This window comes from Siphonobacter aquaeclarae (assembly GCF_900103285.1).
Taxonomy (GTDB): Bacteria; Bacteroidota; Bacteroidia; order Cytophagales; family Spirosomataceae; genus Siphonobacter; species Siphonobacter aquaeclarae.
The window spans coordinates 290,521-306,692 of sequence record NZ_FNGS01000002.1 but is presented as its reverse complement, the minus strand read 5'-3'; the positions used below and the strand labels follow the sequence as shown (position 1 = coordinate 306,692).

The following is a 16,172-nucleotide window of genomic DNA, read 5'->3' as shown; positions in this document are numbered from 1 at the left end:
ACGCGTTTGGTGCTACTCCCGCAGCCGGAATCCCGATAGGGTATGGCGATGCCAGCCGACGAGAATCAGGCAACTGACAAAAACCGCAAGGGCATAGAAAAACAGCAGGCCCGAGTCTCCCTGCACGGCGATTCCGAGTCGGGTGAGGTGCATGAAAATTGCTCCGGTCATCACGCCGATGCCAATCAGGGCTCCATAGGCTGTGGTACGCGGAATCAGGATCAGAATAGACGCAGCCAGTTCAAGGCATCCGACAAACAGCCGGCCCCACGGCTCCATACCTACCCTGGAAAAAATGTAGACGGACTCAGGTGCAGCTGTAAACTTGAAATACAACGTCTGCCCCATGATACCGGCAGCGACCAGTCGCAATATCCAGGACCATCGCCTTTGTACCTGTGGTTTCATCAGGGTTTGTCTTTGATCAGTGGCCATTGTGTATCTGCTTGTTTAATCCGCTCGTCCCGGTTCTTCATCCAGGAAGTTTTTACCTTCCGGTTGTAGTTGAAATACAGTTTGTTGTCGACAATCGTCCAGGTTTCTGCTTCTGTCGGCGCCTTGTGGCCTTCCGAAGTTCCGTAGGCGCAATACCCGCCATATTGGGGAACAAAAGCGTCGGGATTGGCCTGGAAAGCTTCCAGATTAGCACGATTGGCAAAAAGCCACTTCGCTCCTTTGTAGGAATAGGCCAGACTGTCGGCTCCTTTGACCGGCCCGGCATCCCGGAAAAAAGCAACGGCGTCGTAGCCTTTCAATGCCTTGCCGTCGGGAGCAAAAATTTCGGATTGCTGGGCAAAGCTGCTCCAGCCGGCCAGGGTCAGGAGGGCCGCGAAAAGAGGTGTTTTCATGTTCGTCGGGATATCAGGGAACGAATTTTCTCCAGTTGAGATCGGCCCGGGTTTTCAGGCCGGCCTCGTCTTTGTTCCAGCTGTTGAGGGTATTGTTGAAAAATCGGTTGTAGAAGAGATAGAGCCTGCCATCGGCAATCTTGAAGGTTTCGGGATCGACCTCCACCTTTTCACCGTTTTTGCCCATGGCGTAGGCACACCAGCCCCCGTATTGCGGTTCATAGCGGGAAGGGTCCTGCCGGAATGTGTCCAGGTTCCGGGAAGAAGAGAAGAGGTAGGTTACTCCTTTGTGCAGAAAGGAATACTCCTTCCGGCCCTTGACCGCCCGCTTCTCCGTGAAATAGGATACGGGATCATAGCCCTGCAGTGCGAGTCCGGACCGCTCCAGGTTGTATTGTTTCATACGGGTTTCTGCTGTCTGGGCTAAGGCTGTGCCGGTACAGCCCAGAAGAAGAATCAAAATTGGAAAGTACTTGCCCATTGGTGTGTTGCCGGTTTTGAATCCGATAGCCGGCCGGTTTGGCCGGAGGACTATGGTACAAAACAACAAACCCGGTATCCCCGGAGGGTCACAGAAGTATAACGAAAGTATCACAGCCGCTTTTTACACTTTTTTATTCCCCAACTTTACCAAAAAACGAGTGGCATGGATACCCGGACTATTCTGATTGTGGAAGATGACGCGGCGATCGTCGAATTGCTTTCCATTCACCTGAAGGACCTGGGCTGTCAGGTAGTAGCAGAAAGAAACGGCCCCGGAGGCCTGGCCCGGGCACAGGGTACGTCCTTTGATCTGGTCATACTGGATGTCATGCTGCCCGGCCTCAGTGGACTGGAGGTATGCCGGAAAATCAGGCAGAACGACCGCCGCACGCCGATCCTGATGCTGACGGCCCGCTCCGAAGAAATTGATAAGGTAGTAGGCCTCGAAACCGGCGCCGATGATTACCTGACTAAGCCCTTCAGTATTCGCGAACTGATCGCCCGGGTACGGGCCATTTTTCGACGGAGCGAGGAAGCCGCCCGATACGCCGAACGCCCGGCGCCTCTGGTACAGATCGGCGGTTTGGAAATCGATATCGACAAACGCCGGGTAGTACTGAACGGGGAGCGCCTGGACCTTTCCCCCCGCGAGTTTGAACTGCTGGCGTTGCTGGCTTCCAATCCCGGGAAAAGCTATACCCGGAAGCAGTTGCTGAGCCAGGTCTGGGGCTATGATTTCGAAGGATACGAACACACCGTCAACACCCATATCAACAGGCTGAGGGGTAAAATCGAGGCGGACGCGTCCAGCCCCGTTTTCGTACTTACCACCTGGGGAGTGGGATACCGGTTTAACGAAGACCTCTGATATGTCTGTAAAAACCATCGGAGGAAACCTCCTTTTCTGGAAAATCTGCGCCGTTTTTGCCTCGCTGCTGCTCCTTCTCGGGTTTGTTTTCGTGATGATAGGCTCCCGGTTTTCGAAGTCCTATTACATGACGGCACATCAGCAATTGTACGGAGACATTGCCCATCACCTGGCGACGTTCACCCGGCCCATCAAAAACGGAAAGCCCGATACGACGGTCACACACGACATCATCCATTCTACCATGGTAGCCAATCCCAGTGTAGAAGTATACCTGCTGGATACACTCGGAACAATTACAGACTATGTCGTACCGGAAACGACGGTCCGGCAGAAGACCGTAAACATGGAAAAAGTCCGCGAATGGCTTGCCGCAAACATGGACAGCCGACCCATGGGCGACAATCCCAAACAGCCGGGCGAGCCGAGTACCTTTTCCGTCGCGCCGGTCTTCGAAAACGGTCGGACGGTCGGCTATGTCTATGCGGTACTCGCCAGCGAAAAGCAAAAGGAGGTACTGGCGCTGCTCAACGACGACCTGTACTTCCGGCTGGCAGGGTATATCTTCTTTGCGGCACTGCTCGGGGCGTTTGTCGTAGGTGTGGTGACGTTTTTCCTGATCACCGACAGCGTTTGCAGCATAGCCGGTGTGGTACAGCGGTTCAAGGAAGGGGATTATTCGGCCCGGATACGCGGGTATGCAAAAGGAAACCTGGGCGTACTGACGTCCACGTTTAATGAAATGGCAGATGAAATTGTCGACAATTTCGAGAAGATAACCGCAACAGACCGCCTGCGTCAGGAACTGATTGCGAACGTATCGCACGATCTCCGGACGCCGCTTTCCATCATGCAGGGATATGTAGAAACGCTGATGATCAAGAAAGATACCCTGGCCGAGACAGAGAAGGAACGGTATCTCTCTATTGTTCAGGACAGTACCTATCAGCTCTCCGGCCTGGTGGACCAGCTGTTTCAATATGCCAAGCTGGAAGCGAATGCCGTAGCTGTCTACGCCGAAGTATTCCCGCTGAGCGAGCTGGTCTCGGACATCATCAGTACCTATCAGTTGAAAGCCCGGCAGAAGAAGCTGGAGTTGACTTTGCAGGCGCCTCCGCTGCTTCCGCCTGTTTTAGCAGATATCTCCCTGATCGAACGTGTCTTTCAGAATCTGATTGACAATGCCTTCAAGTTTACGCCCGAAGGCGGGCAGGTAACCATCCGGCTGGCTGCGGCAGCTGCCGGTGTGCAGGTAAGTGTGGAAGACAGCGGCATCGGTATCGACCCTGCCTACCAGAGCCGGATATTCGACCGGTACAAGCAGGTCGACGGCGAGGCGCATTCCGAAAAAGGCGCCGGACTCGGACTGGCCATCGTCCGGAAAATACTGGAATTGCACCACACAACGATTGAAGTCGCCAGCGAACCGGGGGCAGGGGCTTCGTTTACGTTCACGCTGGCGGGCAAGGGGCAGGGAGCATAGGGCCGGGAGCTTACCCTATGCCCTTTGCCCCATGCCCCCTGCTACTAAAGCGCCACCGGCAACTCCGTCGCCGCATCTTCCGCAATTTGCCGGGCGTTTTCGGTACCCAGCCATTTATCAATGAGGAAGTGGACGATGTACAGCACCGGAATCATCAGAATAGAGATGATGAATTTATAGAGGTAATTGTTGAGGGAAACGGAAAGCGCCTGTCCGGCCGACCAGTTTCCAAAAACAAAAAAGGCTACATAAACGACCACGAAGCTGTCGATCAGCTGGGACACCAGGGTAGACCCCGTCGCCCGCAGCCAGATATGCTTATGGCCGGTTTTGCGGCGGAGATACTGAAAGACCGTTACATCCAGAAACTGCGCCAGCAGAAACGCTGTAATGGAACCGACGATGATACCCAGTCCCTGCCGGAAAATGGTGTTGAAAGCGTAATTGACGTCGAAGTTATTGTTCCCGCGGTTGACATCGAGCCAGAACTGGGCCGGCGGCAGCGTTGTCGCGATGTAAATCACAAAAAAGGAATAGGCGATGAGGATGGCCGTCAGGTACGAAAGCCATTTCACACCCTTTCGCCCGAAGTACTCGTTGATCATGTCTCCGATGATGAAGACAAAAGGCCAGTTGACCGCGCCGGCGGCCTGGTTAAACGACCAGGTATCGCCCCAGGGAGTGGGTATGTTGGCGGGGTTCAGACCCAAAACGCCTTCTACCGAGAAAATCTTTGAACCGATGATTTCGGCTACCAGGGCGTTGGCGATGAAGAGACCGGAGAGAACGAAAAAGAGTATTTGCTTTTTCGACGAGAACAGTTGCTCCATAAGACGGTTAGAGAATAGGTACCGAAACGGTTCAGGGTTTTGCGCGTAGTACCTGCGCAAAACCCTGAACGACTTCAGGACGTTCCAGTTTCCGCCCTAATTTACGACTGCCTCGGTTTCATCTGCGGTTTTTTTTTCCGTGTCATGCTCACTCAGAAAACCTTCGATGCGGTCGATGGCCTGGTTGAGTTGCTCAACCGGCGGTAATGTCACAATCCGGAAGTGGTCGTTTTTCGGGTAGTTGAAGCCCGTTCCCGGTACCAGCAGTACCCGTTGCTTGACGAGGAGGTCGTAGATAAACTGCTCGTCGCCCGCCAGGTCAAACCGCTTCAGATCCAGCTTCGGAAACAGGTACAGCGCCCCTTTCGGTTTGACGCAGGTGATGCCCGGAATCGCTGTGATGCGGTCGTATGTCAGTTGCATCTGTTTGTAGAGGCGGCCCGTCGGCGCGACTAGGTCATGAATACTCTGGTACCCGCCCAGCGCCGTCTGAATGGCAAACTGCGCCGGTACGTTACCGCACAGGCGGAGGCTGGCCAGGAGGTTAAGTCCTTCGATATACGACTTGGCGCGCTGTTTGGCGCCGCTGAGAATCAGCCAGCCGCCGCGAAATCCGGCTGCCCGGTAGTTTTTGGAGAGCCCGCCGAATGTCAGGCAGAGGGTATCCGTCGCGAGCGTACCCATCGGATGGTGTACCGCGCCGTCGTACAAAATCTTGTCGTAAATCTCGTCGGCGAAGAGGATCAACTGGTTTTCCTCTGCGATCCGGGCGATCCGGGCGAGTACATCCTTCGAATACACCGCGCCCGTGGGGTTATTGGGATTGATGAGGACGATCGCTTTGGTGCGCCGTGTGATTTTTCGCTCAATGTCCTGAATATCAGGATTCCAGTCGGATTCTTCGTCGCAGATATAATGTACGGGCTTGCCGCCGGCGAGAGCCACCGACGTCGTCCACAGCGGATAGTCCGGAGAAGGGACGAGGACCTCGTCTTCGTCGTCGAGCAAAGCCTGCATGGTCAGCAGAATCAGCTCGCTCACGCCGTTGCCGATGAACACGTCTTCAATGGCGACGCCGGGAATACCGATGCTCTGCGTATAGTGCATGACGGCTTTCCGCGCCGCAAACAGACCCCGGGAATCCGCATAGCCCTGTGCGTCGCGGATGTTGACGATCATGTCGTGGATGATCTCGTCCGGCGCGTCAAACCCGAACGGCGCCGGGTTACCGATGTTGAGTTTGAGGATTTTGTAGCCCTGCGATTCGAGTTCGAGGGCCTTTTCATAGACAGGTCCCCGGATTTCATACCGGAGATTGTCCAGACGGGTCGATTTGTAAAAAGCCATACTCCCGGGGTGTTGTGACAAATCCGCGTCAGGGGAAACACGGATATTTTGATACTTGTCAGAATATTTTTCTGTTGCGAGTGCAATTTCGCTGATTTTCCAGAAAAAATTTATCCGAAAGTCTAAAAATCTACCTGTTTTTTTTGATCGCTGTCATCGAGAGACGACCCGGACAGAGAATTTCGGAATTCCGCCGGACGCCGGTTGACCAACTGATAAAAGGTATTACTGAACGTAGGAAGGGAAGAATAGCCGACATCGTAGGCGATTTCGGTTACGCTTTTATCGGTTTGCAGCAGTTGTTCGATAGCGGTAATGATCCGGCACATCTTGACGTACTGGAGGAATGACAGGTTGAGTACCTGCTGAAACAGACGCGAGAGTGTCCGCTCACTGAATCCAAAACGAAAAGCTACTTCCGGCAACGACAGCGGAGCGCCGAGGTGTGACCGAATATAGAGAATGACCGGGCGAAGCCGCTCGTTGTCAGTTGTCGGCAGGGCAATCGGCAGCGGGTGGGTACTCACGTCCGGCAGGAGGTGCTTCATCGTCACCAGAAATTCGTACGGATACCCCCCCGGGATGATATTGCCCTTCCACCGTTCACTGAATTTGAGCATCTCCTGCAGCAGGTTGCTGACCGGATAGATACCCATGTGGCGGAAGAACGGGTGCTGCCCGTCGTCTTCGTTCAGAAAATAGATATTCCGGACCATCAACGCAGAGGTGGCGTGGTGCACGAAGTGCTCCAGCCCCGGCGGAATCCAGACGTAATGCCGGGCCGGGACGAAGTAGGCTTTGTTGCGGGTGTTGAGGTAAGCGATCCCGCCTTCGATGTAACTCAATTGCCCTTTTCCGTGCTGATGAAAGGGAAAGCGGTGTTCCTGCTTTTCATGAAGAACATACACCGAATCCGGAATTTGGTCAATTGCTTCCAGGTATTCTGCTGTATAGGCGTCGTGTGCAGTCATGTGTGGCGGAATCTGATAAATAATTGGCAAATTATATAAAATCTCCCTTTTTGGACTATTCTAATTTTGTGGCTGTTAATAAAAACAGCCAATGAAACCATATTGTCGGACAACAGGCATGTGTATGTTGTTCATTTTGAGTAGCTTATCTACTGCCTTCTCCCAGGATAACCCAGGGCCCGAACAAAAGATGACGCTGGAAGAGGCGTGGGATCGGGTTGAAAAGTATAACAAATCAGTTAAGAATTGGGATCTTCGGGTACAGATCAGCCACCAGCAGCAGGAAGATACCCGCCGGGAGCGCCTTCCCGAAATCGGTGTAAAAAGTGAATACGCCCGCATCAGCAATCTGCCGATGTACGAAGGCGGATTGCTGCAGGCGCCTACGCAATACCCTGTCCTTCACAACTTTTTCCAGCTCAAAGCCGATGCCTACCTGAACCTGTACGAAGGGCACCGGCAGCGGACGAAGGAGCAAACGGAGGAAGTCGTTCACGCGCTCACGGAAGAGCAGCGCCGGCAGGCGGCCGCTGACGTCCGGCTGCGCGTTGCGGCCGTTTACCTCGACCTGAGCCGCAGCCTCGTTTTCGAGCAACTCACGCTTAAAAACATGGAAGAAGCGGAGAAGCGGCTCGCCGAAATCCGGGAGCTGCATCGGAACGGCGTGGTCATCCGGAGCGATCTGCTTCGGGCAGAGCTGCAATTGTCCCGCCAGAAAATGACGCTTGTCGAAATCCGGAATGCCGTTGAACTGGCGCGGCAGAAACTGAATCTGATGATCGGACTTCCGGAAGCGACCCGCGTGGTACCGGCTGATTCGGAAGCGGCTCCGGTACTGACGGGTGATTACGACGCCTACGTTTCGGAGGCTATGGGCCAGGCGTTTGCGCTGAAAATCGCCGGCAAGCAGCAGGAAATCAGTGAATTAAACCTCAGACAGGTACAAGCCGGCTACAAACCCCGGATCGGGCTTTTCGCGGATTACGAATATGCCTACCCGCAGATTTTGTTTTACCCCTATGCCGGTGCGTTGTACGGGTTGGGGAAAGCCGGACTCCGGATTTCGTACCCGGTTTCCGCGCTGTACCATACCAAACACAAGGAGCAGGCGGCGAAACTGGAGATACAACGGCAGCAAATCCAGTTGTCGGACCGGCAGGACGCTGTCCGTCAGGAAGTGCGTGAAGCCTATGTGCATTACCGGGAAGCCCTCGAACGGGTGGAGGTCTCGCAGCTCAGTACCCGCCAGGCGGAGGAAAATTACCGCATCGTACGCAATACGTATTTCCACCAGCTTGCGCTGCTGACGGATCTGCTTGATGCTGATTCACAGCTATTACAGGCCCGTTTTGACCTGGCTTCGGCCCGGCTTTCAACCCGTCTCCATTACTATCAACTCCTGAATACCATCGGAAAATGAGAATTTCAAGTAAACACGCCCGAACCGACCGCATGATTACCCGGGTAACCGCCTGGGTGGCTTTTGCCGTTGTCCTCGTCCTCGGAGGCTGGGGCGCAGCCACGTTGTGGCATCTCTGGCACTTTGAGGAAACGAACGATGCCCAGATCGAAGAGTATATCAATCCCGTGACGAGCCGGATTACCGGGTATGTCCGGGAGGTGCGGTATGAAGACGACCAGGTCGTCAAAAAAGGAGATACGCTGGTCGTCATCGACGACGACGAGTACCGTGTCCGGAAAGCCGAAGCAGAGGCGGCACTCGCCGCCGCCCGCGCGCAGTTGAGCGTGCTGGGAAGCAACGAAGTTACGTCGGAACGCGGCGCCCGGACCGACGGCTCGCGGATTGCCGCTGCCGAAGCCCGGCTCTGGAAACAGCAGCAGGAGTTCGACCGGTATCAGAAATTATATGAATCGGAATCTGTTACGAAGCAGCAGTTTGAAAACATCAAAATGGCGCTGGATGTCGCGAAAGCGGAGCTGGAGGCAGTCCGAAACGGCCATCAGGCCGCCGAGGCCAAAACCAACGACGTCATCGCCGAGAAGGAAGTAGCCCGCGCTGAAATCAAACGGCGGGAGGCGGTTCTGAGTGAAATCAACCTGAAAATTTCTTATGCGGTCATCACGGCGCCATACGACGGAAAAATGGGGAAAAAGACCATCCAGAAAGGCCAGTTGATACAGGCGGGCCAGACGATCGCTTTTCTGGTCGACGGAGAAGAAGGCAAATGGGTGATTGCCAATTACAAGGAAACCCAGATCCGGCATATGCATCCCGGGCAGGTTGTAGACGTGTCGGCGGATGCGTTTCCGGACGAGCATTTCAAAGGAAAGATTGTATCGCTGTCGGCCGCTACCGGCTCCCGTTTTTCCCTGCTGCCGCCGGATAACGCGACGGGCAATTTTGTAAAGATCATTCAGCGTGTACCGGTGCGGATCAAACTCGACGATACCGACCCGAAAACGCAGGTACTCCGGGCAGGTATGAACGCCGTGGTATCGGTTCCCAAATAACAAAGACATGCAAGCATTCCGCGAATGGGCGCCGGAGTGGCTGATCCGGCTGACAATCCTCCTGGTCATCGCGCCCGGATTTCTGGTCCTCGGGCTATACGGCGGTAACCTCACCGAAGCGGCGGGTTTCTATGGGATAGAACCGGCCGACGCGCAGTATTCGATTCTGGTGTATTACGTCGGGCTGGCGAGTTTTTTTCCGCTGGAGCAGCGCCTGGTCAGTTATTTTACGACACGCCATTATTTTCTCTTCGGTGTTTTTCTGATGACAGGGTGTAATTACCTGTTGTATACCGTTCGGGAGCCGTTTTTCTTTCTGCTGCTGCGTTTTGTGGAAGGGATCTGTATCAGCGGAATCATGGCGACGGGTATGTCGCTGATTTTTTCCCGCCTGGCGGATGGCCGCGCCCGCATCATGGGGTATGCTATTTTTTATGGCCTGCTGATGGCGTCGGCTTCGCTTTCGTTACAGGTGGCGTCCTCGGCATTGCATTACTTCGATTTCTATGTGTTGTATCAGCTGTTAATTTACCTGCAATTGCCGGGGGCAATACTGTTATTCTTTTTGCTGAAAGACGTGCGGTTACGCCCGCGTATTCCGCTTTACCAGGTCGAATTACCGAGCTTTATTCTGCTGGTAGCGGCATTGTTGCTCTGGGGATATACAATGGTGTACGGGCAGCAGGAAAACTGGCTGGATTCGCCGAAAATAGTAACGGCGGCGCTGGTAGGTTCAGGACTTACGGTTCTGTTTGTGATGCGTCAGCAGGCGCTTAAGCGTCCGTTTATCCGGCTGGAACTACTGCGTAACGGGCCGTTTGTCGTGAGTCTGCTCGTCTTGCTTTTCTTTTACATATGCCGGGGAACGTTAGGTCTGGCCATGCAGTATTTTTCCTCTGTTCTTCAGCTCGACCCTCTGCATATTTCGTTGCTGATGATTCCGAACCTGGCGGGAATAGCGCTGGGAACGGCGGTTATTCCCCGGTTTTTACTTCGGAAAAAGAGTATTCAATTGATCTGGCTATCCGGGTTCGGCTTGCTGGCGGTATACCACTTGTGGATGTACGGATTATTCGATTCGGAAGTGGAGATGATTGATTTTATCGGTCCGTTGTTTTGCCAGGGAGTAGGGGTAGCGGTGTTGATGGTACCGGTGATTCACTTCTCCGTTTCTTCGGTACCGGCGTCGGTATCTTCCCACGCGACGGCGCTTGGCGTTATCACGCGGTACCTGGGTTTCAGCCTGAGTATAGCGCTGCTGAATTTTTCCCGACTCTATGCCAAGAGTATTCATTATCACCGGATACAGGAGCAGGTGACGGTATTGAATCCGTATACCGGCGAGCGACTCGCGCAGTACAAACAACAGCTGATCGATCACGGAATGCAGGCTGAGCCGGCAGCATTGGCAGCGCAAAAAGGGTTGGGGCAGGCGGTGGATCTGCAGGCGCAGCTGCGGTATTCAATGGATTATTACCTTCTGATGGCCGGCCTGATTGGTGTAGTGATGATCGGTATTGCGCTGATGCCGTATCTGAAATCGAAGCTGGTATTTAGTAAGCAGCCGCCGGTACCGTTTTGAGTTTTTTTTCTCACAGAAAGCACAGAATACACAGAAGGTTTCAATCAATTTCTGTGTATTCTGTGCTTTCTGTGAGAAAAAAATCTACTTTCTTTCCAGCTTCTCTATCCGCCGGAGCAATTCAGAAAACTGTTCTTTAAGCGCTTTGTTTTCCGCTTTCAACTGATCGTTCTCCGATTTTTGTTCAATTGCGTGCAGAGTCAGTTGTTCAATCTGAGCGAGCAGTTTCGCATCCATCTGAGCCGCATCGACCCCACTTAGAACGACTTCTTTAGCCGAAGGAATACCCGGCAAATGACCGTTTTGCTGAATGAATGTGGCTACTTCTTTCAGGGGCAATTTCCGGAAAGAGGGAGCAAAGACATAGTCGGCCCACTGGTTTTCCGAAGCGATTTTATACCGCAACGAAGACGTAATTTCTACCGGAAATTCTCCTTTTTCTCCGCCTAAAGCCAGTCGCTCCGGATTGATATCCAGAAAAGGAGCATTATCAAATCGAAGATTGGAGGCAGTGAGGAAATTCATATTACCCCGGATCGTCAGGCGCTGGTTGGGGTAGGCGGTACCGATGCCGACTTTGGTATTCGTTGTGTCGCCGAGAACGAAGCCGTTTGAAATACCGACGACGGAATTGGCGCCAATAGCAGCAGCATTTTGCAGATTGGCTGCATTATTGCCAACGCCGGCGGCGGCGAACCCAAGATAGGTATTATTGGTGCCTGTATTATTGGAAAGCCCCGATTTCCTGCCGAGAAATACGTTAGCATCACCATGGTTATTATAACCCGCGCTATCACCGATAATAACCACATGGGAGTAGTTCATCTGGCTTGGATCGTGACTACTCCGGCCGGCTACATTTCCGAGTACGACGTTATGGCTTCCCCCCATCTGATACCAGGCGGCTTGCCGGCCTATGGCTACGTTTTGAGACCCAATATTGTATAATGCTGCTTCCTCTCCAACGAAGACATTGTCATTAGACACGACATTAAAGTAACCAGCGACCAGGCGCCCGATGAGTACGTTCCGGCTTCCACGGTTGGTAAGGCCTGCTTCTGCTCCAATCATCGTATTGCTCTCGCCGGTTTCAAGCCGCCAGCCAGCCCGGCTCCCAAGCAAGGTATTAAACCTTCCGGTTGTGAGTTCTTGCCCTGCATTGTTTCCGAGAATAGCATTATAGCTCCCGCTGCTGACAGAAAGGCCGGACATATGCCCAACGGCTACATTCGATCGTCCATCTGATATGAAATCTCTTCCATAACCTGAACGATGCCCGATATACACATTTTCAAAGCCGGAGTTGAAAAATCCTGCGGAAGAACCGACGAATACGTTACCGGTCACATTCGCCGGACCCGCGTTTAACCGACCGCTCTGAAAGCCTGCGTTTGCACCGACGAAAACATTATCGGGTCCCAAATTATTCTCACCACCCGCATAGCTGCCAATAAATGTGTTTCGGTCTGCCTGTGTTCGTTTTCCCGAGGCAAAACCTAAGTAGGTGTTCAGGACACCTCCCCCGGCCATGCCGGCAGTGTTGCCTAAAATAGTGCTGGATGAGAATTGCCCTCCGCCTGTACCGGTGCTATGACCAACAAAGACATTGCCTGTCCCTTGCCGGTTTCCGTATGACGAGCCTGCAATGGCGCCAATGTAAATATTGGCGGATTCGGGAGTCCACGATACGGAATTATTCGCCTCCATCTCCGAACCGGCTTCATCTCCGATCAGGATGTGGTAAGCGCCGTCACGAATGTTGAAACCGGCCCGGCTTCCGATAATAACGGAACTGTTCAATCTCCAGGCATTGAATCCGCTCAATATTCCCATAAAAACGTTTCGAGTGGTCGTATTCGTCAGGTAATACCCGGATTGATAACCGACGACAGTGTTGTTGGACCCAGGAGAGGCGCCGTTTTCGGTATTGCGGATATAATTCCAGTTTTGACCGAAAGAAGAAGAAGACAAAAGCAACCCGGTCAAAATCAGACCGGGAACAAAGAAAGATTTGGACATCGCTTACAGTAAGAAAGTTCGGAGTTATCTGATGGGTTTAAGAAAAGTGGCAAATAAGACCAGCGGAACGGGAAATCTTGGCCAAGATAGAGCAATTGTGCCTGATTTTTGTGGAGTTTACAGAGCAAACAGATGGCTCATTCAGATTTCTTTCGTTCATTCAACAAACCGGTAAGTTGGGCTTTTATGTATTTCAATTCTTCCGAAAGTAATTCAAGTTTAGACTTGAGCTGATCATTTTCCTTTTTTTGATCGATCGCATGCAATGTCAGTTGTTCGATTTGGGCAAGTAGCTTTGCGTCCATTTGCGCGGCGTCAACACCGTTTTTGACTACCTCAGCAGCAGACGGAATATCCGGCAGGTGTCCATTCTGACGGATAAAAAAAGCTATTTCTTTCAACGGCTTCAAAGTATATGACGGGTGCAAAATATAATCAGCCCATTGGTTTTCGGAAGCGACTTTGTAACGTAATGATGAAGTAATTTCTACCGGAAACGTTCCCTTTTCTCCAACCAAAGCCAGCCGATTCGGATTGATATCGAGGAAGGGAGCATTGCCAAAACGAAGATTCGATGCCGTCAGAAAGCTCACATTTCCCCGAATAGTGAGGCGCTGGTTCGGATAGGCGGTGCCAATGCCAACCAGGGCATAAGAAGTGTCTCCCAGTACAAGGCCGTTTGATACACCTACGAGCGAATTAGCGCCTACAGCTGTTGCATTCTGTAAGACCGGGCCGTTAGGACTAAGGTAGCCGAGGTATGTATTACGGCTTCCAAAGGTATTGGATAAGCCTGCCGACTGTCCGACAAAGACATTGCCGCTTCCGCCGGATAAACCGAGAGAGCCATAACCTGCCTGATACCCGATGCTGACATTCCCCCATCCCGTCTGATAATAACCACTTTCGTTTCCCACAAAGACGTTTTGATTAGTCTGAGAGCCTTCCCGCGTACTATAGCGGCCTGCATGCATACCGACGAAAACATTTTCGAGGGCTTCGCCGGTCGCTTCGCCGGCACGACTGCCGATGAATGTATTATAGCGTCCGGTGTTCATTCTTCCGGCTTCGGCTCCGAAAAATGAGTTTCTGTTTTCAGGAGACTCTCTCATGCCGCCTCCGCTTCCAGCGCCGAAACCAAACAGCGTATTGTAATTTCCGACCAGGCTTGTTCCCGCCAGGCTCCCGACTACGGTATTTCCGGACATCGGATTGAGCGTGCCGACTGGTGTTGCGCTGACGCCGGCAAAACCGCCTATCACGACGTTGGTACTGGTAGAATAAGCGTTAGGTCCACGAAAAGCCCAATGACCGATAATTACGTCGGCCGAGGATTGAGTTATATTGAGTCCGGAACCCGTACCTAAAAAAACAGATTGGGCGGAGTTACTGCCGATGTACTTCCCGGCATCGAAACCCAGAAGTGTGTTTGACGTGCCGGGACTGGCCTCGTTTATCGTGTTCCGGACATAATTCCCATTCTGGCAAAAGGCAGCCGGGAAGGAGCATATTCCGACTAAAAAGAACCCTGATGTAAGAGAGGATAAGATCTTGGACATAGCGATAAGTCGTGGTGAAAATTCCATTTGCCAAATTAATCTTTCGCCGTCAATAAAAAAGAGACGGCTTGAAATAGGCCGTCTCTGTAAGAAAATATTAGATTTCATTACCTCTCTGATTCGATTTTTTTTAAGCGGTTCAGTATATCAGCGAGCTGATTGTGAAGAAGCTGCGTCTCTTTTCTAAGCGAGTTATTTTCCGACTTTAATAGCCTGTTATACTCTTTTATACTTTCCATGCTCTGGTGTTGCTCGATCACGTGCAAAGTTAGTTGCTCAATCTGTGCCAGCAATTTCGCATCCATCTGCGCCGCATTAACCCCGTTTTGAACGACTTCTTTCGCCGAAGGAATCCCCGGCAAATGCCCGTTTTGCTGAATGAAGGCAGCAACATCTTTCAGCGGTATTTTCCGGAAGTCGGGAGCGAAGACATAGTCGGCCCACTGGTTTTCAGTGGCTACTTTATAACGAAGAGATGAGGTGATTTCCACCGGAAATTCTCCTTTTTCTCCACCTAAAGCCAGGCGGTTTTGGTTGATATCCAGGAAGGGAGAATTATCGAAGCGGAGATTGGATGCTGTCAGAAAGTTCATGTTACCCCGAATCGTCAGGCGCTGGTTGGGGTACGCGGTACCGATGCCGACGTTGGTACCGGTTGTATCTCCGAGAACGAGGCCATAGGAAACGCCGACGAGGGCATTTTTACCAATAGCTGTTGCATACGACAGGCCGGCGGCATTGGGACCGGTGCCATGCGCACCGTAGCCGAGATACGTATTATAGGAACCCTCTCTGTTATACAGACCGGTGGAGGTTCCGATGAAAGTGTTCATGTCTCCGGTAGTGATGTCGATTCCGGAGCCTGTTCCGACAGTCGTATTGTATGTCCCGCCGGCAAGCATCATGGAAGATGAACTGCCTATGGCAATATTACCCGCGCCGGACGAACTGCTTTCTTTGCCGTAACCTGCCTGGAAGCCGATAAATACACAACTCTGGCCGGAAGCAAAGTACCCGCTTTCTGATCCGACGAAGACGGAGTGGGTGGCAGAAACGCCGTCGAACCGGATACTGTTCACTCCGGCGTTGTCGCCCGCGAAAACATTGTTGGAACCGGAACCGTTTTTGTAACCGGCAAAAGCTCCCAGGTATGTGTTGTAACGACCGATGTTATCGACACCTGTAAGAGCCCCGAAGAAGGAATTTCGGGAGATTAATTGGTTAGGCATGCCGCCTGCTTTACCGGAATTAAAGCCCACCATCGTATTGTAACTGCCCTGCAGGTTCTGACCGCTCATGGACCCGATGAGCGTATTGCCGCCGAATATGCCCGTCAGGGTGTTCGCGGCGCTTGCCGCGGCATGCCCAATGATCACATTGTCAGAGATCTCCGCGGACGGAGCGTTCGAGGCCGCTAATGAGCCCAGAATAACATTCCGCTGGAATTTCCGAAGTGTGCTGCCAGAGAGGGCGCCCAATAAAACGGTATGAATAGACTCCGGCCCCAAATCGGCGCCGCCACCGATAACGACGTTCAGTGTACCCGGCGCTGGATCAGACGTCTGTGCGGGTGTGTTGCGCGTGAAATTGCCGCTCTGAGCAAAGGCACTCTGAAACAGGACGGCAGCCATTGAAAAAATCGGAACAAGGCGAGAAAGGTAGTGCATTGTTAAGGCCATTTTGAAGTACAAACTTCCAGCGCGTTCTGAT

14 protein-coding genes are annotated in these 16,172 nt (G+C 52.6%); 5 read left to right on the top strand and 9 right to left on the bottom strand.

Translation table 11 applies throughout. The features are described 5' to 3' along the window. Positions 1-12 precede the first annotated feature (12 nt). The 3 genes from BLR09_RS04770 to BLR09_RS04760 are packed head-to-tail and all read right to left on the bottom strand — an operon-like array spanning position 13 to position 1,251. Positions 13-408 (bottom strand): DoxX family protein, encoded by a 396-nt coding sequence (locus BLR09_RS04770; RefSeq protein WP_093198499.1) that lies wholly within the window; start codon positions 406-408, stop codon positions 13-15. Beyond that, entirely contained in the window at positions 408-848 is a 441-nt protein-coding gene (locus BLR09_RS04765; protein ID WP_093198497.1) for a YHS domain-containing (seleno)protein, read from the bottom strand. Before BLR09_RS04765 ends, BLR09_RS04770 begins: the two co-directional genes overlap by 1 nt. Before the next feature lie 13 nt (positions 849-861). Beyond that, on the bottom strand, positions 862-1,251 hold the full coding sequence (locus BLR09_RS04760; protein WP_245689867.1) for a YHS domain-containing (seleno)protein: 390 nt from the start codon (positions 1,249-1,251) through the stop codon (positions 862-864). Positions 1,252-1,494: 243 nt separating this feature from the next. Here BLR09_RS04760 and BLR09_RS04755 point away from each other — a divergent pair, with 243 nt between their 5' ends. Both BLR09_RS04755 and BLR09_RS04750 read left to right on the top strand, forming a co-directional pair. Beyond that, positions 1,495-2,199 (top strand): response regulator transcription factor, encoded by a 705-nt coding sequence (locus BLR09_RS04755; protein ID WP_093198492.1) that lies wholly within the window; start codon positions 1,495-1,497, stop codon positions 2,197-2,199. Position 2,200: 1 nt separating this feature from the next. Beyond that, the gene (locus BLR09_RS04750; RefSeq protein WP_093198489.1) at positions 2,201-3,682 is read left to right on the top strand and encodes a sensor histidine kinase; all 1,482 of its coding nucleotides are present in this window, start codon (positions 2,201-2,203) and stop codon (positions 3,680-3,682) included. A 44-nt stretch (positions 3,683-3,726) separates the two neighbouring features. Here the strand turns inward: BLR09_RS04750 and BLR09_RS04745 are convergent, their stop codons facing one another. The 3 genes from BLR09_RS04745 to BLR09_RS04735 form a co-directional block, all read right to left on the bottom strand. Continuing rightward, positions 3,727-4,512 carry a queuosine precursor transporter gene (locus BLR09_RS04745; RefSeq protein ID WP_093198487.1) on the bottom strand — a complete coding sequence of 262 codons (786 nt, stop codon included), beginning with the start codon at positions 4,510-4,512 and terminating at the stop codon, positions 3,727-3,729. 96 nt (positions 4,513-4,608) lie between these two features. Further along, positions 4,609-5,859: a pyridoxal phosphate-dependent aminotransferase gene (locus BLR09_RS04740; protein ID WP_093198484.1), complete on the bottom strand. Its 1,251-nt coding sequence runs from the start codon at positions 5,857-5,859 to the stop codon at positions 4,609-4,611. A 122-nt stretch (positions 5,860-5,981) separates the two neighbouring features. Further along, positions 5,982-6,830 carry an AraC family transcriptional regulator gene (locus BLR09_RS04735; protein WP_093198482.1) on the bottom strand — a complete coding sequence of 283 codons (849 nt, stop codon included), beginning with the start codon at positions 6,828-6,830 and terminating at the stop codon, positions 5,982-5,984. Positions 6,831-6,954: 124 nt separating this feature from the next. Between BLR09_RS04735 and BLR09_RS04730 the strand changes: the two genes are divergently transcribed. From BLR09_RS04730 to BLR09_RS04720, 3 genes are read left to right on the top strand one after another with little or no spacing between them, the layout of a single operon-like run. Continuing rightward, positions 6,955-8,250, top strand: coding sequence for a TolC family protein (locus BLR09_RS04730; protein WP_176785453.1), 1,296 nt, complete (start codon positions 6,955-6,957; stop codon positions 8,248-8,250). After that, the gene (locus BLR09_RS04725; protein WP_093198477.1) at positions 8,247-9,302 is read left to right on the top strand and encodes an HlyD family secretion protein; all 1,056 of its coding nucleotides are present in this window, start codon (positions 8,247-8,249) and stop codon (positions 9,300-9,302) included. The genes BLR09_RS04730 and BLR09_RS04725 overlap by 4 nt, the downstream gene beginning before the upstream one ends. 7 nt (positions 9,303-9,309) lie before the next feature. Next, positions 9,310-10,884 carry an MFS transporter gene (locus BLR09_RS04720; protein ID WP_093198474.1) on the top strand — a complete coding sequence of 525 codons (1,575 nt, stop codon included), beginning with the start codon at positions 9,310-9,312 and terminating at the stop codon, positions 10,882-10,884. An 84-nt stretch (positions 10,885-10,968) separates the two neighbouring features. Here the strand turns inward: BLR09_RS04720 and BLR09_RS04715 are convergent, their stop codons facing one another. From BLR09_RS04715 to BLR09_RS04705, 3 genes are all read right to left on the bottom strand, one after another. Then, the gene (locus BLR09_RS04715; protein ID WP_093198472.1) at positions 10,969-12,903 is read right to left on the bottom strand and encodes a hypothetical protein; all 1,935 of its coding nucleotides are present in this window, start codon (positions 12,901-12,903) and stop codon (positions 10,969-10,971) included. 137 nt (positions 12,904-13,040) lie between these two features. Then, complete coding sequence (locus BLR09_RS04710; protein WP_218126609.1) at positions 13,041-14,462, bottom strand: autotransporter outer membrane beta-barrel domain-containing protein; 1,422 nt, start codon at positions 14,460-14,462, stop codon at positions 13,041-13,043. A 107-nt stretch (positions 14,463-14,569) separates the two neighbouring features. Further along, positions 14,570-16,129 (bottom strand): hypothetical protein, encoded by a 1,560-nt coding sequence (locus BLR09_RS04705; protein WP_143011022.1) that lies wholly within the window; start codon positions 16,127-16,129, stop codon positions 14,570-14,572. Positions 16,130-16,172 lie beyond the last annotated feature (43 nt).